The 26347-nt window shown below is 44.2% G+C and carries 27 protein-coding genes; 7 read left to right on the top strand and 20 right to left on the bottom strand.

Annotated elements, in window-relative coordinates; all coding sequences use genetic code 11:
* Positions 1 to 72 precede the first annotated feature (72 nt).
* Positions 73 to 495 (top strand): GtrA family protein, encoded by a 423-nt coding sequence (locus ACSYSL_RS00265; RefSeq protein ID WP_010691588.1) that lies wholly within the window; start codon positions 73 to 75, stop codon positions 493 to 495.
* Positions 496 to 573: 78 nt separating this feature from the next.
* Here the strand turns inward: ACSYSL_RS00265 and pepV are convergent, their stop codons facing one another.
* Positions 574 to 1989, bottom strand: a complete 1416-nt coding sequence (gene pepV, locus ACSYSL_RS00260) for a dipeptidase PepV (protein ID WP_491708679.1) — start codon at positions 1987 to 1989, stop codon at positions 574 to 576.
* Positions 1990 to 2112: 123 nt separating this feature from the next.
* Between pepV and ACSYSL_RS00255 the strand changes: the two genes are divergently transcribed.
* Positions 2113 to 2973: an NAD(P)H-hydrate dehydratase gene (locus ACSYSL_RS00255; protein ID WP_491708678.1), complete on the top strand. Its 861-nt coding sequence runs from the start codon at positions 2113 to 2115 to the stop codon at positions 2971 to 2973.
* 26 nt (positions 2974 to 2999) lie between these two features.
* Positions 3000 to 3818, top strand: coding sequence for an exodeoxyribonuclease III (locus ACSYSL_RS00250; protein WP_491708677.1), 819 nt, complete (start codon positions 3000 to 3002; stop codon positions 3816 to 3818).
* Positions 3819 to 3865: 47 nt separating this feature from the next.
* Here the strand turns inward: ACSYSL_RS00250 and ACSYSL_RS00245 are convergent, their stop codons facing one another.
* The 11 genes from ACSYSL_RS00245 to murI all read right to left on the bottom strand — a co-directional run bounded on the left by ACSYSL_RS00245 (position 3866) and on the right by murI (position 13313).
* The gene (locus ACSYSL_RS00245; protein ID WP_491708676.1) at positions 3866 to 4969 is read right to left on the bottom strand and encodes a hypothetical protein; all 1104 of its coding nucleotides are present in this window, start codon (positions 4967 to 4969) and stop codon (positions 3866 to 3868) included.
* A gap of 14 nt (positions 4970 to 4983) precedes the next feature.
* On the bottom strand, positions 4984 to 7149 hold the full coding sequence (locus ACSYSL_RS00240) for a peptide cleavage/export ABC transporter (RefSeq protein WP_491708675.1): 2166 nt from the start codon (positions 7147 to 7149) through the stop codon (positions 4984 to 4986).
* Between the two features lie 223 nt (positions 7150 to 7372).
* The gene (locus ACSYSL_RS00235) at positions 7373 to 7561 is read right to left on the bottom strand and encodes a hypothetical protein (protein WP_491708674.1); all 189 of its coding nucleotides are present in this window, start codon (positions 7559 to 7561) and stop codon (positions 7373 to 7375) included.
* A 17-nt stretch (positions 7562 to 7578) separates the two neighbouring features.
* Positions 7579 to 8112, bottom strand: a complete 534-nt coding sequence (locus tag ACSYSL_RS00230; RefSeq protein WP_491708673.1) for a 3'-5' exonuclease — start codon at positions 8110 to 8112, stop codon at positions 7579 to 7581.
* Positions 8109 to 8666 (bottom strand): GNAT family N-acetyltransferase, encoded by a 558-nt coding sequence (locus ACSYSL_RS00225; protein WP_491708672.1) that lies wholly within the window; start codon positions 8664 to 8666, stop codon positions 8109 to 8111. Before ACSYSL_RS00225 ends, ACSYSL_RS00230 begins: the two co-directional genes overlap by 4 nt.
* On the bottom strand, positions 8663 to 9118 hold the full coding sequence (tsaE, locus tag ACSYSL_RS00220) for a tRNA (adenosine(37)-N6)-threonylcarbamoyltransferase complex ATPase subunit type 1 TsaE (protein WP_010691597.1): 456 nt from the start codon (positions 9116 to 9118) through the stop codon (positions 8663 to 8665). Before tsaE ends, ACSYSL_RS00225 begins: the two co-directional genes overlap by 4 nt.
* A 76-nt stretch (positions 9119 to 9194) precedes the next feature.
* The gene (locus ACSYSL_RS00215) at positions 9195 to 9509 is read right to left on the bottom strand and encodes a hypothetical protein (protein ID WP_491708671.1); all 315 of its coding nucleotides are present in this window, start codon (positions 9507 to 9509) and stop codon (positions 9195 to 9197) included.
* 143 nt (positions 9510 to 9652) lie between these two features.
* Positions 9653 to 10714, bottom strand: coding sequence for a tRNA preQ1(34) S-adenosylmethionine ribosyltransferase-isomerase QueA (gene queA, locus ACSYSL_RS00210; RefSeq protein WP_187753179.1), 1062 nt, complete (start codon positions 10712 to 10714; stop codon positions 9653 to 9655).
* Between the two features lie 15 nt (positions 10715 to 10729).
* Positions 10730 to 11785 carry a Holliday junction branch migration DNA helicase RuvB gene (gene ruvB / locus ACSYSL_RS00205; RefSeq protein WP_010691600.1) on the bottom strand — a complete coding sequence of 352 codons (1056 nt, stop codon included), beginning with the start codon at positions 11783 to 11785 and terminating at the stop codon, positions 10730 to 10732.
* 84 nt (positions 11786 to 11869) lie between these two features.
* On the bottom strand, positions 11870 to 12475 hold the full coding sequence (gene rdgB / locus ACSYSL_RS00200) for an RdgB/HAM1 family non-canonical purine NTP pyrophosphatase (protein ID WP_010691601.1): 606 nt from the start codon (positions 12473 to 12475) through the stop codon (positions 11870 to 11872).
* 10 nt (positions 12476 to 12485) lie between these two features.
* Positions 12486 to 13313 (bottom strand): glutamate racemase, encoded by an 828-nt coding sequence (murI, locus tag ACSYSL_RS00195; RefSeq protein WP_491708670.1) that lies wholly within the window; start codon positions 13311 to 13313, stop codon positions 12486 to 12488.
* Positions 13314 to 13409: 96 nt separating this feature from the next.
* Here murI and ACSYSL_RS00190 point away from each other — a divergent pair, with 96 nt between their 5' ends.
* The gene (locus ACSYSL_RS00190) at positions 13410 to 14237 is read left to right on the top strand and encodes a YslB family protein (protein WP_491708669.1); all 828 of its coding nucleotides are present in this window, start codon (positions 13410 to 13412) and stop codon (positions 14235 to 14237) included.
* Between the two features lie 55 nt (positions 14238 to 14292).
* Here ACSYSL_RS00190 and ACSYSL_RS00185 read toward each other — a convergent pair whose 3' ends face one another.
* The 6 genes from ACSYSL_RS00185 to ACSYSL_RS00160 form a co-directional block, all read right to left on the bottom strand.
* The gene (locus tag ACSYSL_RS00185) at positions 14293 to 15651 is read right to left on the bottom strand and encodes a DEAD/DEAH box helicase (RefSeq protein WP_010691604.1); all 1359 of its coding nucleotides are present in this window, start codon (positions 15649 to 15651) and stop codon (positions 14293 to 14295) included.
* 53 nt (positions 15652 to 15704) lie between these two features.
* Entirely contained in the window at positions 15705 to 16667 is a 963-nt protein-coding gene (locus ACSYSL_RS00180; protein ID WP_491708668.1) for a DHH family phosphoesterase, read from the bottom strand.
* Positions 16668 to 16736: 69 nt separating this feature from the next.
* Entirely contained in the window at positions 16737 to 17831 is a 1095-nt protein-coding gene (gene dinB / locus ACSYSL_RS00175) for a DNA polymerase IV (protein ID WP_491708667.1), read from the bottom strand.
* 74 nt (positions 17832 to 17905) lie between these two features.
* A complete protein-coding gene (gene rplS, locus ACSYSL_RS00170) occupies positions 17906 to 18265 on the bottom strand; it encodes a 50S ribosomal protein L19 (protein ID WP_010691607.1) in 360 nt (119 codons plus the stop codon).
* A gap of 121 nt (positions 18266 to 18386) precedes the next feature.
* Positions 18387 to 20093: a phospho-sugar mutase gene (locus ACSYSL_RS00165; protein ID WP_491708666.1), complete on the bottom strand. Its 1707-nt coding sequence runs from the start codon at positions 20091 to 20093 to the stop codon at positions 18387 to 18389.
* Position 20094: 1 nt separating this feature from the next.
* The gene (locus ACSYSL_RS00160; protein WP_491708665.1) at positions 20095 to 20751 is read right to left on the bottom strand and encodes a DedA family protein; all 657 of its coding nucleotides are present in this window, start codon (positions 20749 to 20751) and stop codon (positions 20095 to 20097) included.
* A gap of 385 nt (positions 20752 to 21136) precedes the next feature.
* On the opposite strand from ACSYSL_RS00160, the gene ACSYSL_RS00155 reads away from it, so the two are divergent.
* Genes ACSYSL_RS00155 through ACSYSL_RS00145 form a run of 3 tightly spaced genes read left to right on the top strand, consistent with a single transcriptional unit; the run spans position 21137 to position 23300 of the window.
* Positions 21137 to 22153, top strand: a complete 1017-nt coding sequence (locus ACSYSL_RS00155) for a zinc-dependent alcohol dehydrogenase family protein (protein ID WP_010691611.1) — start codon at positions 21137 to 21139, stop codon at positions 22151 to 22153.
* 3 nt (positions 22154 to 22156) lie between these two features.
* Entirely contained in the window at positions 22157 to 22879 is a 723-nt protein-coding gene (locus ACSYSL_RS00150) for a DUF6198 family protein (protein ID WP_010691612.1), read from the top strand.
* Between the two features lie 37 nt (positions 22880 to 22916).
* Positions 22917 to 23300: a VOC family protein gene (locus ACSYSL_RS00145; protein WP_010691613.1), complete on the top strand. Its 384-nt coding sequence runs from the start codon at positions 22917 to 22919 to the stop codon at positions 23298 to 23300.
* A 98-nt stretch (positions 23301 to 23398) separates the two neighbouring features.
* Here the strand turns inward: ACSYSL_RS00145 and lepA are convergent, their stop codons facing one another.
* Together lepA and trxB are read right to left on the bottom strand one after the other, a co-directional pair.
* Positions 23399 to 25192 (bottom strand): translation elongation factor 4, encoded by a 1794-nt coding sequence (gene lepA / locus ACSYSL_RS00140; RefSeq protein WP_491708664.1) that lies wholly within the window; start codon positions 25190 to 25192, stop codon positions 23399 to 23401.
* A 152-nt stretch (positions 25193 to 25344) separates the two neighbouring features.
* Complete coding sequence (gene trxB, locus ACSYSL_RS00135; protein WP_491708663.1) at positions 25345 to 26274, bottom strand: thioredoxin-disulfide reductase; 930 nt, start codon at positions 26272 to 26274, stop codon at positions 25345 to 25347.
* Positions 26275 to 26347: the final 73 nt, after the last annotated feature.

Raw genomic sequence — 26347 nt, 5'->3', positions numbered from 1 at the left:
ATCTAAATTTAATGCTCAATTGATTCATCTTTGTTATCATATTGGAAACATCAATGGTTAGAGAGAATGCCAATGTTAAAAAGACTGCTAAAAAAATATGATCGAATCATCCGATACTTAGTTTTAGGATTCGGTACTTTCCTTGTGAACATGTGGTCCTACGGCTTCATTTCTAAATTCGCCAACTATTCCATTTCCTACACCTTAGCTTGGGGAATCGCCGTCCTGTTCGCCTACGTGACCAACCGTCAATGGGTCTTTGATTCCAAAGTCCGTGGGTGGAAAATTATCCCCGAAATTGTGAACTACTATTTATCACGTGCCCTGACTTTTTGGCTCGGCCTTGGAATTATGTGGATTGGGGTCAAACACCTTTCCTTCAATGATTTTTACGTTAACATTGCACGTAATGCCATGTTGTTAATTCCAAACTACTACCTCTCCAAGCTTTACGTTTTTCGCGACAAGCAAAAGAAAAATAACACAGCAAAATAAGCAACAGAAAACAACAAAAAGCATGAATCGCAAGTAGTCGATTCATGCTTTTTTGTATAATTTCGGGATTGAAGCCCATTATTCTGGCAGATTTGCCAACTCAACGATTGCTTGACCGTAAATTCCCATTGAACGAACTAAATCATCAACTAGGGCAAATTCATTGACTTGGTGCATCGTTTCAGGTGAATCCGGGAACAGCGCTCCAAAAGCAACACCGCGTTCCATCAAACGTCCATATGTCCCCCCACCAATCACCTGATCGTAAGCCTTCAGACCAGTCTGATCATGGTAAATGTTCAACAAACTCTTAACTACTGGGTCCTTAGGTGAAACATAGTGCGGTACCTGAGCATGGCCACCAATCTCGGCCTTGTGACGCCACTCCGGCATCGCCTTCGCCAATTGTTCACGGATAAAGTCCGGCGTAATGCCCTTTGGATAACGGAAGTTATAGTTAATGAAGACGCCGTTTTCTTCATCAAACCGAATAATTCCAACATTCATGGATAAAGCGCCCATGACTTCGTCTTTGTACGCCACGCCTAATTGACGACCCGTTGGGTCATCGTGTGACCACGTACCAAGATAAGTCAAGAAACCAGCTGCACTACCACCAAATTCGTAGCGATTCAAAAAGTTGGCCAAGTAGGTTCCAGCATTTTCCCCCGTTTCGGGTAATGAACCGTGCACCTGTTTTCCAATCACTTCTAACTGAATCTCATCGCCATCCTCGGCGACTTTTCCTGATACCTGTGGATGGTCAGCTAAGTAGTTTGAAAAATCATCGTCCACTTGGTCAAAAGTCAAGCCGGCAACCGTGGCACGGGCAACACCTGGTACCATGTTTGTCCGTAAGCCTGATTCAAAGTTCAGCAATTGTGCCTTGTCTCCGTTCGTCCCTTCAGACGTGACGTTAACCTGTACATTCCCCTTTTCCCCATTGATGATGGGGTACTCAGCATCGGGTGAGAATCCAAATGCCGGAGCTGGTTCAACTTCGAAGTAACGCGTCATGCCCGTCCAGTCGTTTTCTTCATCCGTTCCGAAAATCAAACGAACACGACGCTTCAAAGGCAAGTTCATATCGCGAATCATCTTGAAAGCGTAGTAGGCGGCAAGACCAGGTCCCTTATCATCGGAAGCACCGCGGGCAATGACTTTACCATCCTCAATCACGGCCGTGAAGGGATCCGTATTCCATCCTTCACCAGCTGGCATCACATCAACGTGGGCCAAGAGTGCGACATATTCCTCGCTGTCCTTGGGCCCAATTTCAATGTAACCGACAACGTTATCGATGTTTTTTGTCACAAAACCATCACGATCTGCCAACGACAAAATGTGTTCCAAGGCGCCCTTTGGTCCAGGTCCCAATGGCGCTTCTTTGGTTGCCATACTATCATCTCTGACGGAAGGAATGGCTAAATAATCAGCCAAATCTGCCAAATAAGCACTTTCCTCTTCCTTTGCTTTCAACTGCCAATCGACCATGAAAATACCTCCGTTAATTGTTTCCGGAAAAGTCACACGGGACTTTTTCATAATTTTCTAATGATTTAATTTTAATTATACACAAGTCCGCGGTAAAATGTGTGCAGGAGGTTGAATTTTTTTATGATAAATCTATCCCATGAACTCGCAGCAAATGTCATCACCCCCAGAAATCGCGATAGTTTCAAAGGGACGTACGGACACGTTTTAATTGTTGGTGGCAACGCCAATCTTGGCGGAGCCGTTATTATGAACGCACAAGCGGCGGTCCAATCGGGCGCTGGCCTCGTCACTGTGGCCACCGACTTAACCAATAAAACAGCCATCCACGCCCGCTTACCCGAAGTCATGGTGGTGGATTACCAGTCTGACCTCACACAAACAATCAAAAAGGCTGACGTCGTCCTTGTCGGGTCAGGATTGGGCGAAGAAATTGGGGTTTTAAACCAAGTCTTGGCTCATATTCAACCAAAACAAACTTTGATTATCGACGGATCAGCGCTGACGATGATGGCTGAGCAAAACCTTTCCCTCCCTAATGCCAAAGTCGTGCTGACTCCTCACCAAATGGAATGGCAACGCTTCGGCGAAGTCACCATTGCTGATCAAGCCCGGGAAGATGCTAACTGGGAGGCCCTCATTAATTTCAAAACTGAACCCATTCTCGTTTTGAAATCTTCTGCTACCCAGGTATACTTGAAGGATGACATGTATCAACTAACCGTCGGCGGTCCTTATCAGGCCACCGGTGGGATGGGTGACACCCTAGCCGGAATGGTTGCGGGTTTTGCTGCACAATTTCAACCACTGGGGCCAGCTGTCCTGGCCGCTGTTTATTGCCATTCTGCTATTGCAGAGGACCTAAGCAAAACAGCCTACGTTACCCTACCATCCACGATTGCCGCCGCCATTCCGGCCTACATGCAACGGTTGGCGCAAGAAAGCATCAGCAAGGACCCCGTTGATACCAAGCAAGAAGAATAGACTTTGACTAAAGGAAGAAAAGGCAAATGAAACTGATTTCCTGGAACATCGATTCCATTAATGCAGCTGTTGAGCACAAATCCGACCGTGGCTTGATGACTTGGGGCGTTCTCGAAAAGATCGCAGAAGCAAAACCCGACGTCGTCGCCATCCAAGAAACGAAATTAAAAGTCGATGGTTTAACTAAGAAGCAAAAGGCTGCACTGGAAGCTCTTTTTCCCGACTATCATTTCTACACGAATTCATCGTCTGCCCGTAAATCTTACGCCGGTACCATGTTAATGACGAAGGAAGAACCCCTCAACGTTGATTATCCCGCAATTGGAGCTCCAGGCGAAATGGATCAGGAAGGTCGTATTGTCACCGCTGAATTCAACGATTGCTTCGTTTCAACCGTCTACACACCAAATGCCGGTGGCGAACTTGCCCGCTTAGATGATCGTCAGCTTTGGGACGATGCCTACCGTCAGTACATCAACGGGTTAAACGAGCAGAAGCCAGTTATCTTCTCCGGTGACTTTAACGTCGCTCACGAAGAAATTGATTTGAAGCATCCAAGTGCCAACCACCATTCGGCTGGCTTCACGGACGAAGAACGTTCACACTTCACAAAGTTGCTTGATGCTGGCTACACAGACGCGTTGCGGGCGATGCATCCTAATGAGGCTGGTATTTATTCTTGGTGGGCACAGCGTTCTAAGACATCTAAAATCAACAATTCCGGCTGGCGGATTGACTACTACCTCGTGTCAAACCGCATTGCCGATAAAGTTCAAAAGATTCAAGTCGTGGACACCGGCGCCCGCCAAGACCACGCTCCCTTGAAATTAGATATTGAAATGTAAAAAATTCGCCAAATATTGGCGAATTTTTTTTACGCAATGCATGCTAATTATTTCGCCAGTATTAATTCTCTTAAATAATTTAGCCATGTCTTCTTTCCAGTGATAATCGACACCGTTCCCACCACGCCATATCGAATCTCTTCAAGTTCAGACTGTGTCGGCATCAATCTAGCCCGAATAGTGTAAACATTACCTTGTTTTGTATTAGTTGGTGCTTCATCAATCTGATTAATGGTTCCATTAAGTAAAAGAGGCTTAGGTCCGGATTGATTAGCGTGAAAGCGAATTTTTTGATTAATTTTCAAGCTGTTCATTTGATTAGCAGGAACGACAAAACTAACTTCAAGCTTGGTCTGCTCATTCAAAACAGGATAGATTTCTGCAATCTCCGTCCCACTTGGCAGGTATTGAGAGTTTGTCGTCGCCCCTTTTAAATGTAATACGCCATCCGTTGGAGCTTTCAAGACAGCATTATTCGCGGCATTTACCAGCGAAATTTGGTTACTGTTTAAATCTAGTTTGCTGTCCTTTAAGCTCTGAATTTCTTGATTAATGCTAGCTAGGGTTTTAGCTTTTAATGATTGGATTTTTTGATTCGCTTCTTGTTGACTTTGATTAATCTTTTTTTCTTTATTCTTTTGTTCTGCGTCGCTTTGATTGATTTCGTCAATACCTTCCTGATTGGACCGATTCAGATTATCTAACTGGCTTTGATAGTCAGTTAGATAATCTGAGTAGCCGTAATCGTCATTTGTTGTAAACAAATTTTTACCTTGTTCAACACTTTTCTTAAAGGTGTTCAGCGCTTGTAAATGGCGATTCGTTCGATCAATTTTTTGCTGATTATTAATCTGGCTGATGGTAGTGTCTTGATTATTGAAGACGACGAGGGTTTCACCACGGTGGACCACTTTGTTTTCCTTCAGGTTGTTTTGAGTGATGACCGAATTATTGGCTGATTGAATTGTGGTTAAGGTACTTTGGGGTATGATTTGCCCGACAGCTTTTACCGTGATTTCTTTTTTTGTAAAGCATAAGAAAAGAACAGTCAACAGTACAGCAATCATGATTGGCCAAATCAGTTTTGTCGTAAAAGTCCCGTAACGACGATTATAAAATTCAGCACTTTCGAGTTGATTTTCTTTAAACAATTGGTCTCCTCACTTTACTGCTGTACCAGGTTTGTATAGGCCTCGTTAGTCCCGAGTAAGGCCGCATGCTTTCCATCCGCTACGATTCTTCCATTATCTAACATGACCAGCCGGTCCGCTCGTTCGGCAACGGTTAAACGATGAGCGACAAAAATAATGGTTTTATCCTCTAGAGCTAGTAGATTATCAATCACTTTCTTTTCGGTTAGCAAATCAAGATTACTAGTGGATTCATCCAAAATAAGGACCTGGGAATCAGTTAAAAGTGCCCGGGCTAACGAGAGGCGTTGTCGCTGTCCGCCGGAAAGTGTCCCCGCATCGTTAATTTCAGTATGAAAACCCTGTGCCATTTTTTCGATATCTTCTTTAATGCCAGCGATTTCTACTGCTCGATAAATTGCTTCTGGTTGGACTGGCTCTTTAACCCCTAGGAGTAAGTTTTCAATGATGGTTCCAGTAAAAAGATGGGCCTCCTGAGGAACATAGGTAATGCTTGAACGAAGGGTTTCCTTTTTAAACTGGCAAATATCATGGTGGTTAATCGAGATTTTCCCGTGATTGGCTTCGAGGTCAAAAAAACGAACCAACAGTTTTGCTAAGGTTGATTTTCCAGATCCAGAAACGCCAACCAGCGCAATTTTTTCATTGTTTTGTATGGTTAAATCTAAGCGATCGAAAATTGGTTGATTGTATTGATACTCAAAGGAAATGTTTTCAAAGCGAATGGTTAAATCCTGCTTTTCTATTGGTTGCAGGTTTTCTTCACCGTCAAACTCAGACGAAACGGCATAGATTTCTTGCAAGCGGTGAGCGGCGACAATGGCGGACTGAATCTTACTTTGTAGGTTAATGATGGTTTGCAGTGGTTCCGTAAAATAACTAAGCAAAGCGTTATAAGCCATTAATTCCCCAATGGTCAGACGATTTTGCACGACTAAATTGGCGCCATACCATAAAACAAAGACTTGAAAAACAAGTTTCAAGCTCCCCTTTAAGGATTCTTGAATCGCTGTTAAGCGTGCTTTAGAAAAAGAAAGCTTTAAAAAACGGACATAGTTTTGATCAATTTCATCATAACCAGACTGTTCAGCACCAAGCGCTTTAATTGTTTCCATGCCAGTTAATCGTTCAATAACCGCTGCTTCTAGATTAGCTCCCGCGCGCATGGTTTCGTGATTTAAACGTGAAAAGACTTTAACAAAGACCAAGATAACAAAAGTGTAAACAGGAATCGATAAAGCCGTGATTAAAAATAGCTGAGCATTATAGCTCAATAAAACAACAGCCATAATGATCACAATGACCATGTCAATGAATAGAGACAGAATGGATGAAGCAACTGCTTCAATCACGGAATTGGCATCATTAAAGCGAGAAGTTAGTTCGCCAACCCGTCTGGTGTAAAAGAAGCTCATTGGTAATTTAAACAAATGTCGGACATAGGAAAGAATGATGTCAATTGATAATCGCTGTCCCAGAATAATAAGCAAATACTGTTGTACATAGACCATGACCTGTTGCAAAAGATAGGCTGAAATCAGGCCAAGACTAACAATGGCCAGGGTGCTCATCATACTGTTGGGAACGTACTCATCAACTAAGAGTTGCAGAAAATAAGAGCCAACAATGCTAATCAAGGTCACAAACAGCGAAGCCGCCACAATATTGGTCACTAACCCTTTTTGCTTTATAATCACGGATGAGAGACCGCTGAAACCACGCCGACTCTCTTTTTCTGGTTTGAACTCTGGGTTGGGGGCAAAAAAGAGGGCCACGCCTGTCCACTGTTCTTCAAATTCGGCATGGGTCATGGTTCTCTTTTTGACGTCTGGATCCGGGTCAGCAATTTTAATTTTATTTTTGGTTATCCCGTACACGACGTAGTAGTGTTCGAGTAGCTGACCATGATCGGGCTTTTGGACATGCACAATAAATGGAAAGGGTATTTGATTATCTTTCTCAAATAGAGTCATATCCGCTCGAATGGCCTTTACATCAAAGTTCATTCTTTCGGCCGCCTTTTTTAGACCAAGTGCCGTTGATCCTTCTAAGTTAGTTTTCGCTAAGCGACGTATTTTTGCAATGGATACGTCATGGCCGTATGTCTTCGCAACCATGGCCAGACAAGCAGTGCCACAATCGCGTTCATCAACTTGTGCTCTGTATCGAAAATGTTGCATAGGTACTTTCTCCAAATAAGGATTATGAATTGCTCAAAAGCGCTTAGATTCATCAATGTTTTCTTCACTTAGTATTACGTAAAAAGGATGATACTCACTCAAAAGCAAATGATCACGATGAACAAAACAATCTTTCCCCATTAACACCTCGTAAATTCCAAAATTTACCTTGTCATTACTTGCCCTCATGGACATGAAAAAAGGCGCTAACAACGTTTCGTTGTTAGCGCCTTTTATTTAGAAATGATGACGATGAATTCCGCCACAGTCCATACAAAATCATGACAGCCCCCAAGCCGGCAAAGAAAGCCGCAATTGGTTTATCGGTTGTCAGCATTGTGTGGAAGGCCATCAGCACTAAGAATAGTGCTGGAACATTTCTCGCTATTTTTTTTCGTTTCAAACCGTTCATCTGTGAAAGCTTTCCTTCTACTTATACCGGACCGCTTTTTTCAACGGTTCCGTTCCAAAGAGCTGTCCCTGACGAATTAAAATTTCAGCACAGGCAATGGCATCCGCGAGCGCATTGTGGTGGTTTTTGAGGGAGATATCAAGAGCAGCAGAAACGGTGTTCAATTTGTGATTAGGCAAATCAAGCATTAATTTCCGTGAAGTTTTTAAGGTGTCCAAAACCTGAAAATGAGCATCTGGCAAGTCGTAATAATCCAAGCACGCCTTTAAAACGGACACATCAAACGTCGCGTTATGAGCAACCACCATTTTCTCCTCTGTAAAAAACGGCGCAATGGTAGGCCAAATTTCTTTAAAAGTCGGGGCGTTCACGACATCTTTCTTATAAATGCCGTGAATTTGCGAATTACGTGCGGAAAACGGTGTATCGGGCTTCAATAGCGTATAGAATTGATCCACGATTTCATCGTTACGAACAACGACTAAGGCCAGCGAGACAGCCGAGTGGCGCTGGCCAGACGCTGTTTCAAAATCAATGGCAACAAAATTCATCTTAGCACCAATTCCCTTCGTTCAAGCGTGGCAGTTCGACCCGTCGGTAAGACAACCGTTTGTTCACCGCCAGGTTGAATAGCAAAGCCAAGTTCATCATAAAGATGACGGGCGGCCGCATTCGTGACATCCACATCTAGCCACAATCGCTCATAGCCGACTTTTTCGGACCAATCAACCATGGCTTGTATTGTTAAGCGGCCCAATCCCTGATTCTGATAGTCTTTTAAAACCGCAATGCCCACTTCCCCTTCTGATATGGAGCCGATACCAACTGGGTAGGCCACAGCTGGATCGTCCTCAGAATCATTATTGCTGGAAGTCTCTGCCCAGATAAGCCAGGTTTTGGCAGGCAAAGTTGCCTCAGCATCCAACTTTTCTTCGTCAATACTCGTTGACTGTTGCCGTGCTAACTCATCCGCTAACAAAAAAGTATCCGACTCTTTTTTCAAGACCGATAGTAGTTCCTGTGCGAAGGCAGCTTGTTGCAAGTCAAGGACCTTTAAACTGTAAGACAACGTCACCTTGTTCTCATCCGGGTTTTCCGCCATCATGATAATTCCTCTTCAAGTTCGGCAACTTTTCCCAAACCCTTGATGGTGATTAAACGCTCATCTTCGCCATTACCAGTGCGTTCAAACGTCATGACTAAACGATCGTTAGGCAGCAAATCAGCCATGAACTGTGGCCATTCAATCAGCGTTACCCCGTCCGTGCCAAGGTAGTCCTCAAAGCCCTGGTCAGCCGCGCCCGACTCTTCCAAGCGGTAGGCATCAAAATGATACAAAGGAAGCCGACCACTATCGTAGGTGTTCAGAATGTTAAAGGTTGGGCTCTTGACCCGATCGAGTACACCGAGTGCTTCCGCAAACCCCTTGGTAAAAGTCGTTTTCCCCGCACCAAGATCACCATTTAACGTGATAACTAGGCCGGCATCGGCTAAAGCAGCCATTTTTTTTGCCAGCTCCTTTGTTTGGGCTGGATTTGTGCTTTTAAATCTTTTCATACCCTCTATTATACCATGTACCGATTTTTAAGAGCTGCGGAGCACCCACCGCATGAACAGACGCCACACAGCCTAATCAGGTAAAGGCAATCGCAATGACTAAAGCCATGCTAATGGCCAAACGAATCATATGCTGATGAAATTGAAAATCATCCAATAAATAGCCACGATAGGCTCCCTGCAGTTGATAAATGACGATACCAAGACCGCCAACCCAGCGAAAAGTTGACCATGAATGACTAACAAAGAACAGAATGGTCAAACTACTGGCAATATTGATGGCATAAAATAACCAATACTTATCTTCATCAACAATACTTGCATGTACCGTTGCCACGAAAACGACCACGGCGTATAACGAAATAACTACTCTTAAGATTAATGTTAACATCCCTACCCTCCCGTATTTAAGAAAGCAATCCTAAAAAATTTATTGAAACCAAAAAATCCCATTATCTTGCAGTATAACAAATTTCTTCCAAAAGTTACCGATGCATTTTGACAATAAAAAAAGGCCAAGGGGCCTTTTTTCCATTACTTGTGGACAAACATCGCATCCCCAAACGAGAAGAAACGGTACTTGTCCAAAACAGCGTGTTGGTACGCCTTTAAAATATTATCACGACCAGTGAAAGCGGCCACTAGCATAACCAACGTCGACTTTGGTAAGTGAAAGTTAGTAATGAAAGCATCCACAACCTGCCAGTGATAACCCGGCTTAATGAAAATGTCCGTCCAGCCAGAATCGGCCTGCAGTTCTCCATTAAACTTTGTTCCAATGGTTTCCAAGGTACGAATCGAAGTGGTTCCCGTGGCAACGATTCGACCACCATTTGACCGAACTTTGTTCAGCTTGGCCGCAGCTTCGGCTGATAACTGGTAAAACTCCGAGTGCATCTGATGATCTTCAATGTTTTCTTCATCAACCGGACGGAAGGTTCCGAGTCCCACGTGCAAAGTCAGCTCGACTAATTCGACACCTTTATCAGCGACTTTTTGAAGTAGCTCAGGTGTCCAATGGAGCCCAGCAGTTGGAGCAGCGGCCGAACCATCGACTTTGGAATACACCGTTTGGTAACGTTCCTGATCGTCCAACTTTTCTTTAATGTATGGAGGTAACGGCATTTCACCCAGTTCCTCCAGACGTTCCATAAAGATTCCTCGATAGTCGAATTGGATATAGCGACCACCGTGGTCCAGTTCCTTCACAATTGTTCCGGTCATAACGGGGTGCTTTGAATCATCTCCAAAGACAATGGTTGAACCAACTGGTGACTTTTTAGCCGGTTTAACTAAAACTTCCCAGACGTCATCATGGTCTTGACGTAGTAACAAAACTTCCGCATGGCCACCCGTGCTTGGCCGAACACCATGCAAGCGAGCTGGTAACACGCGGGAATTATTCATCACCAGGGCATCACCCGGGTTTAAATATTCCAAAATATCATAAAAGTGCTTATCCTCATAGTTACCAGTCAAGGCATTTAAAACCAGCAAACGCGAGGAAGAACGGTCTTTCAACGGTGTTTGTGCAATCAGCTCTTCCGGCAAATCATAATCAAAGTCTGATAATTGGTAATGTGGCGCATCCCCCATGGAAGTTTCCCCTTTTTAATCTTGATGTTCATATGGTCGATTCAAATGATGGTAAGCCGTTTCTGTCACAACGCGTCCACGTGGCGTTCGTTTCAAAAAACCAATTTGCAACAGGTAGGGCTCGACCATCGATTCAATCGTATCTTGTTCTTCACCGATATTAGCGGCAATTGTGGCTAAGCCGACTGGGCCTCCATGATAGAGATCAATCATGGCTAGTAAAAGTTTGTGGTCGGTTTCATCCAAACCCTTTTGGTCAACTCGCAACTTATTCAAGGCCATATCCACTAATTCCGGTTCAATCGCGGACTGGCCGGCAACCTGAGCAAAATCACGGACACGCTTTAACAAACGGTTCGCAATTCGTGGCGTTCCTCTCGAGCGAAGGGCCACTGCCAACGCCCCCTCTTTGGTAATTGGGGCTTCAAAAATCGCGGCCGTTCGGCTGACAATTTCGGCTAGGTCTTCCGGCTCGTAATAGGCCAGCGAATTAATGATACCAAACCGGTCGCGGAGTGGCTTCGATAACATACCAGGCCGGGTTGTGGCTCCTACCAACGTAAAGGGTGGCAGGGGAAAGTGAACGGCCCGGGCCGTTGGTCCTTGTCCAACCATGATGTCGATGTAAAAATCTTCCATGGCTGAGTACAACATCTCTTCAATGTTCATCGGTAAGCGATGAATTTCATCAATAAAGAGGACGTCCCCAGGCTCCAATCCGTTTAGCAAGGCGACCAAGTCCCCGCCCTTTTCAATCGCGGGTCCTGAGGCCGTTTTTAGGTGCACCCCTAATTCATTCGCGATGATCATAGCCAAAGTTGTTTTTCCAAGACCTGGAGGTCCAAACAACAAGACATGGTCCAGCGCTTCCTCGCGCATTTTAGCCGCCTGAAGGTAGACAGCCAATTCTTCTTTCAGCGCTCGTTGTCCAATGTATTCCGACAACTTTTTGGGACGTAACGAGAGCTCACTTTCCTGCTCTTCTTGGTTTGCCTTGGCATCTTTTAGTAACTCATCTGTTTGATTTTGTCCTTCAAACCAGGCATTAAATTGTGGATTTTCATCAGTCATTATGTTTATTATAGCTTATTTATGGGTTGATTGGGACTGCCGACTCGTTATTGTGACTAAATTAAAAAAGTCGGTTTCCCGACTTTATTCGGCCAACCAGGCCGGTAGTTCGTTCACTAATTCTTGCAAGGCACGCCCCCGGTGTGAAAGGCTGTTCTTTTCCGAAAGCGTCATTTCTGCAAAGGTTTTTTCAGCCGGGGCATAGTAAAAAATCGGATCATATCCAAAACCCGCTTGCCCATCCCAGCTTTCTGTAATGAAGCCATCAACACGACCAACTGTTTCTAAATTGCGTCGGTTAGGACCAACCATAACCATCACGGTCGTGAAAAAAGCTTCTCGTTCAATCCCGCGACAACCCGCTAATTTTGCCAGGACTTTTCGGTTATTTGCGGCATCATCATGGTCACCAGCGTAACGAGCTGAATAGACCCCCGGCTCACCATTTAAAGCGGGAATTGTTAGACCAGAATCATCGGCCAAAACGAAATCATCTGGGTACTTAGCCGAAATGGTCTCAGCTTTTTTACTGGCATTTTCCACAAAGGTTTTGCCATCCTCGACAATGTCGGGTAAATCAGGTAAATCGGCCAGCGAAAGTACCGTCAAGTTGATGGTAGCTGCTGCTAAGGCAGCCTTAATCTCTTGGATTTTATGTGCATTTTTGCTAGCAATAATCAATCGAGCCATTCACCTTCTCCTATTCCTTTTCGAGCTTTTGCAATGATAGGTGTTCAAACTGCCAATCACCAACCCCGAGCCAGTCGGTGGCGATGGTCTTAAAGTTCGAAACAGATCCAGTCGTGTAAAGTTCGTACTTTACCGAATGCTTTTGTTCATCATCTAATAAATTCAATTGACGCAAACGGTCAGCCAAATCCTTTGCCGTAGCAGCACCAGCGTCAACTAACGATACGCCTTTCCCGACGGCTAGTTGAATAGCAGGTGTCAAGAGTGGGAAGTGGGTACAGCCGAGGATAAGCGTATCAATCTGGTCATTTTTCAATTGTTTCAAATGACTAGCAACCAACCGTTCCGCTTCAGTACTGTGGTAGTGGTTTTTTTCAACAAGTTGGACAAAATCGGGTTCAGCTTGTGCAAAAATTTTTGCGGATGGTTCTAATTCATTGATATCTTCTTGATAGCGATTCGATTTCACCGTGCCTTCCGTTGCAATCAAGCCAATTCGACCCGTCCTAGAGGCCGAAACGGCCGCCTTCGCACCGGATTCAATGACACCAATTACTGGAATATCTAATTCAGACTGCAGAACCGGAAGTGCGCAGGCTGTCGCTGTATTACAGGCGATGGCCAACACCTTAATATCGTGCTCTTTGACAAGAAAACGGGCAATTTGCCGGCTAAACTCAATTACTTCTTCGGAATTGCGTGGCCCGTACGGGTTGCGAGCGTTGTCACCAACAAAGACGATTGATTCGTTTGGTAACAACTCCTTCGTGGCTTTTAGGACGGTCAGCCCCCCAATACCAGAATCCATCATTCCAATTGCATTTTGTCGTTTTTTCATACCCTTATTATCGTTGTTTCAAGAAAAAAAGCAAGAGAGGACCGCTCGTAGGGGTTTCCTTTTGTTATAATGTTTAGAAGAAAGGATTTTTGCCACATGACAAATGATCACGCCAATCAAACCATCGGTTCAAACCGGTCTGAAAACGCCTTTGCCTCCCTCCTACTACGGGATGGCTTGCTTCAAAACTTATTAACTGATGACTACGCTACCATTACTTACTGGGCTGGAAAAGAACTTGCCCGTCAGTTTCCACTAGAATCAATTACCGAAGTTAGCGAATTTTTCGAAACCGCTGCTTTTGGTCAAGTGGAAATCATTTACCAAAGCGAATCAGAACAACAGTGGGTACTATCTGGACCGGTGGTAGCAGACCGTTTAAAACTAAACCGACAAGCGGACTTTTCTCTTGAAACCGGCTTCCTAGCTCAGCAAGTTGAATTACAAAACGAAGCAGTTTCGGAAGGTTATTTTCAGGTTATTACACGGAAAAACGCCGTCACCATCACCATTATGGTTGATAATGAACATAAGATTCATTCACTTACCGCTGCCGAACAAGTCAGCTTACGCGATGCCTACTTTGACACAATGGCAGATAAGAACGAAAAATCACAGGCCGTCGTTGAACAAGCTGCAGAAGCGCCACAAACAACGACTTTCGTGGATAAGAAAATCAACAACCCAGACATTGCCGAAACGAACGAAACAACCGTTATCGAGGATTCCGAAGTCGATGAACCAGTCGCTGACAATCATTCCTATATAGAAGAAGTCGAAACGCCTTCACTTGATGAAGATCATCAAGCACTTGAATCCGAAGAAGACGAACTATCGGTCGAACAATCCATTACTAATTCTCTACTAGCATTCGATCCGAAATTACGTAAAAACCGTGATTCTACATCGTCCATTGATTTCTAAAAAATCTTGATTCATCAAAAAAGCAAGCCCAATTGGCTTGCTTTTTTTGGTTTAACTAACCCTGTTTATTTTCCCGGCGAGTGTTTCTTCTTTCCTGCCGTTGTTCAATTCGACGGTCCATCTGTTGCTTACGCTTCAAATTATTCTTAATCTGACGTTTATAGCCTGGTTTGACCTTTTTCTTCTTTTTCTTAACCATGCCGACCATTTCAGGATCAAGCTTCTTCGTCGTTGCCTGACGTTGGTAACGGGCTTTCCGGTCTTTGACAGCCACAATGTCACCATTTTTAATTTGCTTATTTTGAAAAACAATGCCAAGTTTTTCTAGTTCAGCAATCTTATTTTCTTCATCTGGTCCATACAAAGTGACAGCCGTTCCAGACAAACCGTTTCGCCCCGTTCGTCCAACACGGTGAACGAAAAATTCGAGTTCTCCAGGGACCCCGTCATTAATCACGTGCGAAACCCCTTCGATATCAATTCCTCGAGCAGCCAGATCAGTCGCCACAACATATTGATAATCGAGGTTCATAATTCCCTTCATGACGCGACGGCGTTCACGAGGTGGAATATCACCATGAATTTCAGCAACCTTTAGTCCTTGATGACGAAGGTGTTTAGCTAATTCCTTTACTCGTTCCTTTGTGTTAGCAAAGATCAGCGCTAAGTATGGATTGAAAATCGAGAGCAATTGATCAATCACTTCTTCCTTATCCTTGGAACGCGTTGAGATTAACCAATTATCAATGGTATCCGCAATGGTTGCTGACGTAGGAATGGTTGTAAAGGAAGGATTTTCAAGATATTTCCGTAAAAACGGCTTGAGTTTCTCAGGCATTGTTGCAGAAAAGACGAGTGTTTGCAAATCCTTTGGCATCGCAGCAGCTAAAAAGTCCACGTCCGGCAGAAATCCCATGTCCAGGGTCATGTCGGCCTCATCGACCACAAGGGTCTTCACTTGGTTCACCACCAAGGCACCCGTCTTCACCAGATCAGCCAATCGGCCAGGTGTCCCAACCACTAACTGTGGTTGGTGCTTTTCTAATTGACGAACCTGGCGAGCTTTATCCGTTCCACCGACATATTCCACAATAGAAACCTTTTCCATTGCCATTGCTTCAGCAAACGTCCTAGCAGCCTTAGCAATTTGAGCAGCCAATTCACGGGACGGGGTTGTAATCACCACCTGTGTGCGTTGTAACTCTGGTTTTAATTGATTAAAAATTGGTACCAAAAAAGTGTGCGTTTTACCCGAACCGGTTTGCGATTGACCGACTACATCACCACCCCGTAAAACGGTTGGAATCAATTTTGATTGAATCGGTGTCGGGTGTTCAAACCCAATTTTTTTCAACGCAGCAAGTACAGCCGGTTTTAAATTAAACTGGCCAAATTGTTGGTTTTCTTCTGACATATTTGTCCTTACTTTCTGGCTCAGCTGTGATTGAATTTTTCCAAATGCTGAGCTTACTTTTCATTTTTAAGGGCAGTATCCACACGATCAATGACCTCTTGAATCTGCTCTTTACCATATGCCCAAGCTCCTGAAGCAAGTGGGTGCCCCCCACCATCAAAATCTTGTGCAATTTGGTTAATTACGATGGAACGGGAACGCAAACGCACCCGATAATCGCCGTTATCTTGTTCTTCAAAAATGGCCCAGGCCTTCACGCGATCAATTCGTGAGGGAATCGAGACCGTGTATGATGTCCCGGCATCCCCCAAATGAAAAGAATCGAGCAAATCACGGTTCAAGACCACGTAGGCAAATCCTGAATCGAGCACCGTGATGTGTTGCATGACCCATCCGGACAATTTCACCGCTGCTTCCGGTAAAGTCGTCATCTGCGTATACATGCTTTGGTAATCAAAACCGTAAGAGACCAACTTACCGGCAACTTCAAAGACCTCGTCGTTTAATGAATACATGAACCGACCAGTATCCCCGATAATGCCAATGTAAAGGTAGCGAGCCGCTTCCTTTGTCATTCTTAGTCCCTGATTCTTCAATAGGTCGAAGAATTTATAAATTAAAACAGCCGTTGCCGACGCATCATCTTCGACCCATTGCCAGTCACCATACGGTTCCACGTTTGGATGATGATCAATCTTGACCACTTCCATTCCATTGCGCCAACGCTGATCGTCCACACGAGGATCGTTAGCCGTGTCCACGACAATCACCAAAGCTTTCTTATAAGCAGAATCCGGCACTTCATCCGCAATGGGATTCCCGTCACCAATCCATGCGAGACCAGGAATCGCTTTTCCGGCTGCATAAATCTTTTTTTCGGGAAACGAAGCTTTCAAAATTGCCTGTAAGCCCAGTTGCGATCCATAGGCGTCCGGATCAGGTCGTTGATGACGGTGAATGATGATGGTATCATACCGCTTAATTTGTGCCAAAATATCTTCTTGGATGCTTGCCATGTTATTATCCTTGCTTTTTTCTCTACCTTTCATTATACCCTAGAAAAGCACCTCAAAGAAAGAGCAGTTCTAGAGCGAATCAAAAAGAGAAACAGCTTCATATTTTTGTTCAACAATGTTCGAGAAGGTTAATCCCAGTAAACGGATAGAAAAATTATCAGGATAGGCTTCGTCAAAAATCAGCATGGCTTGGCGAGCCAAAAAGGCGGCATCAAGTTCAAAGGGAACGGCCTGCGTCATGCCTTTCGTCTGTGTCTTAAAGTCGTCATCGCGAATCTTCACCGTGAGTGTCCGACCGAGTAGTTTTTTCTTTTTCATATTCAAAACGACTTTTTCAGCCAAGGTTTTAAAAGTCATTTCCACCTCGCTGCGATCATGTAAGGCTAATTCAAAAGTCGATTCCTTCCCCACGGACTGGCGTACCGACCGGTCCTTAACTGGACTAAAGTGGGTCGCCCGCGCCTGCCAGTATAAAACATCCCCAAACGAACCAAACTGGACACGTAATTCATCTAAGGACATGGCATATAGGTCACGACCATCCGTCACCCCCAATTTTTCGAACTTTTCCAAGGTCTTTTTACCCACCCCTCTGAAGTCCTTAATCGGGAGGCTTAACACAAAGTCCTGTGCCAATTCATGGGGAATGACGGTCACACCATTTGGTTTATGGTGCTCAGAGCCGAGTTTTGCCAAAACTTTGTTATAGGAAACGCCAACGGAACAAGTTAACTGGGTTTCCTGCCAGATACGATGACGCAGTTGAGCCGCTAATGTCGGGGCGGCCATTTTATTGGCCGTCACGTCCAGGTAAGCCTCATCTAAAGCCACCGGCTCAATCATATCCGTAAATTCATGAAATATTTGATGAATTTGTCCAGAAATTGCTCGATACTTTTCAAAGTCAGGTGCCACAAAAACTAAGTTCGGACAGGCCCGCTTGGCTTCAATGGACCCCATGGCTGAATGAACGCCAGCCCGACGAGCAATGTAATTGGCTGTTGCAATCACCCCGTGTCCGTGGTGTAGGTCCGGATCGCGACCAATACCAAGGGGAACCTTACGTAAAGCCGGATTATCACGCATTTCAACTTGAGCGTAGAAAGCATCAATATCAACGTGTAAAATCCGTCGATTATCCTTAGCCTGTAAGAATTCCGCCATAACATCGGCTCCTTTCAATAACATTTTTTCAAAAGAAAAAGTCCCCACTAAGTAGTGGAGACTCGAACTCGAACTTAAACGTCGCGACGACGTTCCTTGATACGAGCTGCCTTACCTTGCAATGCACGCAAGTAGTAAAGCTTGGCACGGCGAACTTGACCAAAGCGAGTTACTTCGATCTTTTCAACACGTGGTGAGTGTACTGGGAAGGTACGTTCAACACCAACACCAGAAGAAATCTTACGAACCGTGTAAGTGGCCTGGATACCAGTTCCCTTACGCTTGATGACAACTCCTTCAAAGAGCTGAACACGTTCGCGAGTTCCTTCAACAATCTTGGCGTGGACACGAACCGTGTCACCAGCGCGGAATTCAGGAATATCGTTCCGCAATTGAGCTGAGGTAACTTTTTCTAACAAAATGTTTTGACGCATGTCATTCTCCTAATCGCCAATCGTATGCTTGCCGAACCGACTCACGCACAGCGGATTACCGTTAATTATGGCTTATTGCCTTTTACTAGTATAGCAAAGGATGCTTTGCTATGCAATGGGATTATCCCTGCACTTTAGCAGCCATTTCCTTTTCATAGGCAGCCAGCTTCTCATCGGCTTCCTTCTTTGAATCAGCCACCACACCCAGGTAGAGTTTCAACTTTGGCTCCGTTCCGGAGGGACGCAAGGCAATCCAAGAACCATCAGCCAACCAGTATTTCAAAACGTTGGCCTTGGGCTGTGGCATCTTCTTTTTAGCACCAACTCGATCAATCTGAGTCTGACTCGCAAAGTCCTGTGTAGCCAGAACCAGTTGTCCGGCGACTTTTTCGAGCTTTTCATTACGGAACTTTGTCATCAAGTCCACCATCTCTTGGTGGCCAGAAACGCCTGGGAACTCATAAGCAATGGTCTTTTCTTCAAAGTAACCAAATTGTTCATACAAGTCATTCAAGCCATCCGCAAAGGACCGACCCGCTTCCTTATAGTAGGCGGCCATTTCGGCAAAGAGCACTAACGCCTGAATCGCATCCTTATCATGGGCAAAGGGCTTAATTAAGTAGCCATATGATTCTTCAAAACCAAAGAGATAAGTGTAATCTTTCTTCTCTTCAAAACGGTCAATCATGGCCGCAATGTACTTAAACCCGGTTAGAACATCAAAAGTCGTTACGCCGAATGATTTAGCAATCTCTGAAGCAAAGCGAGAAGAAACGATTGAAGTCACAATTGCACCGTTGTCAGGCAATGTATTCGTCTTTTTCTTTGCCGTTAACAGGTAATTAACCATCAGTGCCGCAATCTGGTTCCCAGTCAACACTTGGTAAGAACCATCTGCCAGACGAACCGCGGCGCCCATTCGATCGGCATCCGGATCGGTCGCGACAACTAGGTCAGCTTGTTCCTTCTTGGCGTATTCGATTCCAAGTGCCATCGCTGCTGGGTCTTCCGGATTTGGCTTCTTAACCGTTGGGAAATCACCATCGAGTTCGGCCTGCTCCTTGACGATTGTATAGTTGGTAAAGCCTGCCTGCTGCAGGGCTTTTTCGCCAATGTATTGTCCAGTCCCATGGAGTGGCGTATAGACAAACTTGAGTGCGGCACCTTCTCGTTCAATCAATTCATGATCAACCGAGATGGTTTTTACTTCTGCTAAGTATGCATTGTCAACCATGTCATCAATGATTTGAACGTTTTCTTCGTTCACATCCTTTTGAATGGCAAAAGGATTCTCAATCGCCGCACGTGCATCGATAACTGCCTGAACGGCTTCGGGAATCATCTGTCCGCCATCTTCACCATAGACTTTGTACCCGTTGTCCTCCTTCGGATTATGTGAAGCAGTAATCATAATGCCGGCAAAGGCCTTTAAAAAACGAACCGCAAAGGACAATTCAGGCGTAGGACGCAAAGAAGAGAAACGATAGACTTTGATACCATGTGCCGAAAGCACCTGGGAGGCTTCAATGGCAAATTCCGTTGAGTGATGACGAGAATCAAAGGCAATCACCACACCACGATCTTTCGCAGCTTGGCCCTGCTCATCAATGTAGCGAGCCAACGCCTCCGTGACTTTAGCGACCGTCACAACGTTGATATGGTTGGTGCCGGCCCCCATGTGGCCACGCATTCCTGCTGTTCCAAAGGCCATATCTTGGTAGAAAGCCTCTTCCATCTGCTCTTCCGACATGTTAGCCAGGTCGTTTTTTAAATCAACAGGTAAGTCGGCCGATCGCCATGTCTGAAAGGTCTCTTTGTAATCCGTCATGTTATTTTTCCTCTTTCTCTTGAGTAGGTTTTGTAATCAATTGAATAATGGATTGGCGAAAACGCTTTGAACGCAGGATTAAGATGGCAGCCACCAGTCCCACGATAATAATAGTCGGTAATACACCCTTTGGCAAAGTCAAGTGACCAAAAAAGTAGCCAATCGTCACCATGGTCAAAGCCCATAGAAATGAAGCGAGCGCCGACATATGGAAGTACGTTTTAAAGGGCAACTTCAAACGGTGGGCTGACAATGGCACAATGGTTCTGATGTATGGAATAAAGCGGCCCATAATGATGAAGAGTAACCAACGCTTTGGATTGAGGTTGTGGGCAATTTTATCCGACAAATCTTCATTAAGGTGCCGTTTGACCCACGGAATTTTATCAACCTGTTTCACAATCCAGGCGCCCAGCCAATAATTAATCGAATCCCCGATAGCGGAAGCAACTGTGAATAAAATAACTAACACAATGAATTCTGTCGGAGAATGGTGCCTACCTGCAAAACCAGCAGCTGTCATGACTAAGGCATCACCAGGGATGAATCCGGCAATAATCGCCCCCGTTTCGATTAAAATAAGTAAGAACAAAATCGACAATTCCGTCACGGAAAAATTCGCTTCTGCTTGACCAATATGCGCTAACCAATCAGCCATAAAATCTAAGGCTAAGACCATCACACTCTCCCTTTTAAGCTAACTACAACTATCGATAATGTAAAATATTCTCAAATTTATCTTATTTTGACTAGATTAACTTGAGATAAAATACACGACTTTCTTTAATCATACCCTATGCCCATAGGAAAGTCTGCTTTTGAAAAGCCTTTTTAAGAAAATTAAACAATTAAATTCTTTTCGGCCAAAGTTTTAAACAAAACACCAGATTAATGTGTTTTTTTCACCCTATTTATAGAAGAAAAAATCTCAAAATACATCTTTAAAAAAATAAAAATAAAAAAGCGAATTTGCTTGACAGTCACTTGCTCAAGGTTTATCATACATTGTGTAAAGAAGAACAAAGAATATTGGAGGACAAGTCATGGAAGCACTTGTATTAACTGGTAAGAAGCAATTGGAAATCAAGAACATTGATAAGCCAGAAGTTAAGCCTAATGAGGTTTTGATTCACACAGCCTTCGCTGGTATCTGTGGAACCGACCACGCATTGTACGCAGGATTGCCTGGTTCAGCCGACGCTGTTCCTCCAATCGTTTTGGGACACGAAAACTCTGGTGTCGTTGCAGAAGTTGGTTCAGCCGTAACCAACTTGAAGGTCGGCGATCGCGTTTCTGTTGACCCTAACATTTACTGTGGTCAATGTAAGTACTGCCACACAGATCGTCCAGAATTGTGTGAAAACTTGTCAGCCGTTGGTGTTACACGCGATGGTGGTTTTGAAGAATACTTCACTGCACCTGCATCTGTTGTTTACCCAATCCCTGATAACGTTGACTTGAAGTCTGCTTCAATCGTTGAACCAATCTCATGTGCCGTTCACGGTATCAAGTTGTTGAAGGTATCACCTTACCAAAAGGCTTTGGTTATCGGTGATGGCTTCATGGGTGAATTGTTTGTTCAAATCTTGCAAGCTTATGGTATTCACCAAGTTGACTTGGCCGGAATTGTTGACGAAAAGTTGAAGATGAACAAGGAACAATTCGGTGTTAAGAATACTTACAACACAAAGAACGGTGACAAGATTCCTGCTTCTACTTACGACGTTGTCATCGAAGCCGTAGGAATGCCACAAACTCAAGAATCAGCTATCGAATCAGCTGCCCGTGGTGGTCAAGTTTTGATGTTCGGTGTTGGTGGACCCGATGCTAAGTTCGAAATGAACACTTACGAAGTCTTCCAAAAGGAATTGACGATTCAAGGTTCATTCATCAACCCTAACGCCTTCGAAGATTCATTGGCATTGTTGTCATCAGGTAAGCTTAACGTTAAGCCATTGATGTCACACGAATTAGACTTCAACCAAGTTGACGACTTTGTTAATGGACGTCTCGGTGTTGTTTCAAAGGCCGTTGTTAAAGTCGGTGGCGAAGAGGCCTAACCCATGCAGAAGAGTAACCGTACCATCAGCTGGGGTACAGCGATTGCTTACTTCGCCTTCTCCCTTGTGATTAACTCGATGGGAAACGTCTTGACAATTGCGACTAGTCAAAAAATTCACCCGGCCTTCCTAGGTTCTGCCTACTGGACGGCTGCTGAAAACGGTTGGAACATGTCTTTCATGGGCAACACAGCATCTGGTCTTTCTTGGGTCTTCTTCATCGTTGGTGTTTTAATCGCCGTTTTGAACATGATTTTAGACCGCAAAATTAACCTCTGGAAGTTCTTTGGAAACATTGCCTTCATGGTGCCGTTCTCACTCTTGATTAATGTTTTTTCAACCTGGTTCAACAGCATCATGCCAGAAGCGCATGGTTTCGGAATGATTATCTTCTACGTCTTCCTAAACTTCTTGGGTGTTTCCTTAATTGCTGTTGCCATCTCAATTTACCAGCGAGCAAACGTTGTTTTGCACCCTGCCGATGACTTAATGCAGATCTTACGTTTCAAGTACTTCAAGGGTAACGCTGGAATCGCGATGTGGGTTTCCTATATTCCACCAACGATTATTGGGGTTGTCGCTTTGATTGCACTACCAAACTTCTCAAACTATGGTTTAGGAACTGTCTTTGCCTTCCTCTTCCAAGGAAGCATCACAGGTTGGGGTGACAAGCATATCTTCCCTAAGTTAAAGCACCAAGGGATTAGCGCTTCAACTGAAGTTTAATTAATGGATTGACTGTCTTAGAAAGGACGTTAAAATCATGGCATTTACTGATTATTTTGATGACGTACAACACATCGGTATTCCTACGAAGGACTTGGCTAAGGCCGAGAAGTTCTGGGAATCACTTGGTTTCAAAAAGATTGGTGACTTTCCTTCAAACGAAGTTATCTTCATGAATCGCGGTCACTTGACCATTGAAACTTGGCATGATGAAAGTGCTACTGGTAAGCCAGGTGCAATCAACCACATCTCAATGAACACGACCGATGCTGACGCTGCCTTCAAGGAAGCTAAGGCTGCTGGCTTCGATATGATTGACTCAGAAGTACAACACTTGCCATTCTGGGACAAGGGTATTAAGTTCTTTAACATCAAAGGACCAGATGCCGAAATCGTTGAGTTCTGCGAAATCGTTAAGTAATCTGTCTTTTTCAAAAGAAAGAGCACTGCCAATTGGCGGTGCTCTTTTTGTACATAAAAAAGACATCGATTTTAATCGATGCCCTTCTAAAATTAGAATTAGTCCTTCAACGCTAAAAGCGTATTAAAAACGGCTTGAGGCAACGCAATATCAGAATGTGCAGCACTTCGTTTGTTGACGTTTTGGCGCCTTAATAAGGCCTGCTTCTTTGAAATACTACGCTGCTCGCCATTAACTGCTGCATTCTTACGAAGGGGTGGCACATCAATACGAGCTAGTACCTTCCCTTCCACAACTGCCTGAACTGGCATCGGATAAAGACGCCTAGGTATCGTCATCTTTAATTCGTGAACCAGTTTTTGCGTTAGAACAGCGGCTTTAGAACGGTGAGTGATGAAGCTTAAGGCATCTACCTTAGCATAATTAATGTGGATCTCAACTTTAACTAAATCACTAACTTCATAACCATCCGGTTTTGTTTGAAGCGATGCATAACCATGCGAAATTGATTTCAATTGGTTATAAAAGTCATGGGCAATTTCAGCTAAAGGCAAACGATAGTTAACGCGTACTCGATTGCCTTCATTATCCATGTCTTGAAAAGTTCCCCGATATTGTTCGGCCAACTGCATCACACGATCCAGATTTTCAGCTGGGCTATCAATGACGGCTGTCATCATTGGTTCGGCAATGCTTTCTATTTTTTCAAAGCTAGGAAAATGAGCTGGATTCGTGATGATTTTAGTTTCTTGTGAGTCTTTCAACCGCACCTCATAAGGTACGTTGGGTGAAGTAACGGTTACTTTTAGGCCATATTCTTCTTCTAATCGCTCTTGAATAATCTTTAAGTGGAAAATTCCCAGAAAGCCGATTCGAAAACCGGGACCCATTGCGGTTGAATTTTCCTCGCTAATTGCCAAGGAACTATCATTCAAAGCAATCTTCTGCAGTGCTTCCTTCAGGAGTTGATAATCATCTTGTGGAAAGAATCCAGCATAAACCAAAGGTTGCTGCTTTTCAAAGCCTGGTAAAGCTTGCTTAATTCCGTCGGCAACCGTCGTAATAGTGTCACCTACCCCTACATCAGCGGTTTCCTTAATGCCGGTTATCAAGTATCCTACTTCACCAGCAATCAGCTCTTTGACTGGCAACCTTGCAGGCTGGTAAACACCAATCTCTTTGGCTTTAAAGGAGCGGCCAGAAGCCATCAGTTCCAATTTAGAATTTTTATTTAACTTACCATCAAAAATCCGAACCTGAACAATGACACCTAAATAGGGATCAAACTCCGAATCATAAACCAATGCCTTGAGCGGAGCGTTTTCGTCTCCCTCCGGAGCCGGTAAGTATTTAACAATTCCTTCAATCAAAGCAGCCACACCTTGACCAGTTTTGGCGGATACCTCATAAAAAGGCCTTTGTGACAAAGAAGCATCCAAATCCAGCAGTTCCTGCTTAACCTCAGCAATCTTTGCATTTGGTGAATCAACCTTGTTGATGACAGGCAGCATGGGCAATCCCAAATCATGCGCTAAACGCCAATTGGCAACCGTTTGTGCTTGCACACCTTGGGTCGCATCAACCAAAAGTAAAACGCCATCCGTGGCAGCCAAACTCTTACTGACTTCATAATTAAAATCTACGTGCCCCGGGGTATCAATCAGATTCAATTGATATTTTTCACCGTTAGAATCCTCGTAAATATTTTGAACCGTTCGAGCTTTAACCGTTACGCCATGTTCTTGTTCAACAGCTAGTGAATCTAAAAGCTGTGGCGCTGACTCACGTTGATTAACAGTTCCCATTATTTCCATTAAGCGATCAGACAAGGTTGATTTCCCGTGGTCAATATGGGAAATAATGGCAAAGTTACGTATATTTTTTTCTTTCATTTCAGTTCTCCATTCCTAAGTAAACAAGAATGGAACCAAATTATTTCAATTCCATTCAGCGATTAGAATGAAATCCCGACTAATTGAATTGGCATCTTTTTCTCCTTAACAAAAAACAAGTAGCATCATCTACTTGTTCATATTTTACACTATTATAATGAAGCGATGTAGTTGTAAGCCGCTTGTCCAGCAAGCCCCCCATCACCAACAGCAGTGGTAATTTGGCGAAGCTCTTTGGCCAAGACATCACCAGCAGCAAATATTCCTGGTATAGCCGTTGCCATTTTTTGATCTGCCATAATCCAACCCTGTTCATTCGTGATACCCAAGTTCGTCAGATGGGCGGTATTTGGCTTAAGACCAATATAAATGAAAACCCCAGCCGTTTCAAAGGTCGATTTCTCACCAGTTTGATTATTAATCAACCCCACAGACTGCACAGCCTCTTCATTACCGTCAATCGAAGTAACTGAAGTATTGTAGACAAAGCGAATGTTTTCCTGCTTCTTAGCACGTTCTTGTAGAATCGGTTGTGCCTTTAGTCGATCACCACGGACGAAAATCGTCACATCTTTCACGATGTTGGCTAAGTAAAGGCCTTCTTCGACGGCAGAGTCCCCGCCACCAACAACAGAAACAGACTCACCTTTGAAAAAAGCAGCATCACAGACAGCACAGTATGAGACACCCTTCCCTTGGTAATCCTCTTCACCGGGAACACCCAAGTGAATATGCTCAGATCCAGTTGCAATAATCACCACTGGTGCCTGAAAATCACCCATATCCGTGTGGACGACTTTGTCATGATTATCTAGAACGTCAATTCCAGTAACAGATCCAAAACTGTATTCAGCACCAAACTGCGTGGATGACGCATACATCTTTTCAGCCAAGTCGGGGCCCATAATGTTTTCATACCCTGGATAATTTTCAATCTCAGCAGTGTTGTTCATTTGGCCACCATAAATTCCCTGGTCAATCATCACCGTTTTGAGCTCCGCACGTGAAGCGTAGGTTGCGGCCGTCATCCCAGCTGGACCTGCACCAATAATAACTACGTCATACTGTGTGACTTCTGCCATAAGTCTCCTCCTTATACCAAGTGTCTCCATTGTATATTTTAAAAATACATTTGTCGAACAAAAAAAGAAGAGG

The organism is Fructobacillus sp. ESL1129, from assembly GCF_058507945.1.
This window is presented reverse-complemented; position numbering and strand designations above follow the sequence as displayed.

What these genes read in the sequence shown, in the direction of transcription:
- ACSYSL_RS00265 (WP_010691588.1), top strand. Translation starts at nt 73, where the DNA reads ATGTTAAAAAGACTGCTAAAAAAATATGATCGAATCATCCGATACTTA.
- pepV (WP_491708679.1), bottom strand. Translation starts at nt 1,989, where the DNA reads ATGGTCGATTGGCAGTTGAAAGCAAAGGAAGAGGAAAGTGCTTATTTG.
- ACSYSL_RS00255 (WP_491708678.1), top strand. Translation starts at nt 2,113, where the DNA reads ATGATAAATCTATCCCATGAACTCGCAGCAAATGTCATCACCCCCAGA.
- ACSYSL_RS00250 (WP_491708677.1), top strand. Translation starts at nt 3,000, where the DNA reads ATGAAACTGATTTCCTGGAACATCGATTCCATTAATGCAGCTGTTGAG.
- ACSYSL_RS00240 (WP_491708675.1), bottom strand. Translation starts at nt 7,149, where the DNA reads ATGCAACATTTTCGATACAGAGCACAAGTTGATGAACGCGATTGTGGC.
- ACSYSL_RS00235 (WP_491708674.1), bottom strand. Translation starts at nt 7,561, where the DNA reads ATGAACGGTTTGAAACGAAAAAAAATAGCGAGAAATGTTCCAGCACTA.
- ACSYSL_RS00230 (WP_491708673.1), bottom strand. Translation starts at nt 8,112, where the DNA reads ATGAATTTTGTTGCCATTGATTTTGAAACAGCGTCTGGCCAGCGCCAC.
- ACSYSL_RS00225 (WP_491708672.1), bottom strand. Translation starts at nt 8,666, where the DNA reads ATGATGGCGGAAAACCCGGATGAGAACAAGGTGACGTTGTCTTACAGT.
- tsaE (WP_010691597.1), bottom strand. Translation starts at nt 9,118, where the DNA reads ATGAAAAGATTTAAAAGCACAAATCCAGCCCAAACAAAGGAGCTGGCA.
- ACSYSL_RS00215 (WP_491708671.1), bottom strand. Translation starts at nt 9,509, where the DNA reads ATGTTAACATTAATCTTAAGAGTAGTTATTTCGTTATACGCCGTGGTC.
- queA (WP_187753179.1), bottom strand. Translation starts at nt 10,714, where the DNA reads ATGGGGGATGCGCCACATTACCAATTATCAGACTTTGATTATGATTTG.
- ruvB (WP_010691600.1), bottom strand. Translation starts at nt 11,785, where the DNA reads ATGACTGATGAAAATCCACAATTTAATGCCTGGTTTGAAGGACAAAAT.
- rdgB (WP_010691601.1), bottom strand. Translation starts at nt 12,475, where the DNA reads ATGGCTCGATTGATTATTGCTAGCAAAAATGCACATAAAATCCAAGAG.
- murI (WP_491708670.1), bottom strand. Translation starts at nt 13,313, where the DNA reads ATGAAAAAACGACAAAATGCAATTGGAATGATGGATTCTGGTATTGGG.
- ACSYSL_RS00190 (WP_491708669.1), top strand. Translation starts at nt 13,410, where the DNA reads ATGACAAATGATCACGCCAATCAAACCATCGGTTCAAACCGGTCTGAA.
- ACSYSL_RS00185 (WP_010691604.1), bottom strand. Translation starts at nt 15,651, where the DNA reads ATGTCAGAAGAAAACCAACAATTTGGCCAGTTTAATTTAAAACCGGCT.
- ACSYSL_RS00180 (WP_491708668.1), bottom strand. Translation starts at nt 16,667, where the DNA reads ATGGCAAGCATCCAAGAAGATATTTTGGCACAAATTAAGCGGTATGAT.
- dinB (WP_491708667.1), bottom strand. Translation starts at nt 17,831, where the DNA reads ATGGCGGAATTCTTACAGGCTAAGGATAATCGACGGATTTTACACGTT.
- rplS (WP_010691607.1), bottom strand. Translation starts at nt 18,265, where the DNA reads ATGCGTCAAAACATTTTGTTAGAAAAAGTTACCTCAGCTCAATTGCGG.
- ACSYSL_RS00165 (WP_491708666.1), bottom strand. Translation starts at nt 20,093, where the DNA reads ATGACGGATTACAAAGAGACCTTTCAGACATGGCGATCGGCCGACTTA.
- ACSYSL_RS00160 (WP_491708665.1), bottom strand. Translation starts at nt 20,751, where the DNA reads ATGGCTGATTGGTTAGCGCATATTGGTCAAGCAGAAGCGAATTTTTCC.
- ACSYSL_RS00155 (WP_010691611.1), top strand. Translation starts at nt 21,137, where the DNA reads ATGGAAGCACTTGTATTAACTGGTAAGAAGCAATTGGAAATCAAGAAC.
- ACSYSL_RS00150 (WP_010691612.1), top strand. Translation starts at nt 22,157, where the DNA reads ATGCAGAAGAGTAACCGTACCATCAGCTGGGGTACAGCGATTGCTTAC.
- ACSYSL_RS00145 (WP_010691613.1), top strand. Translation starts at nt 22,917, where the DNA reads ATGGCATTTACTGATTATTTTGATGACGTACAACACATCGGTATTCCT.
- lepA (WP_491708664.1), bottom strand. Translation starts at nt 25,192, where the DNA reads ATGAAAGAAAAAAATATACGTAACTTTGCCATTATTTCCCATATTGAC.
- trxB (WP_491708663.1), bottom strand. Translation starts at nt 26,274, where the DNA reads ATGGCAGAAGTCACACAGTATGACGTAGTTATTATTGGTGCAGGTCCA.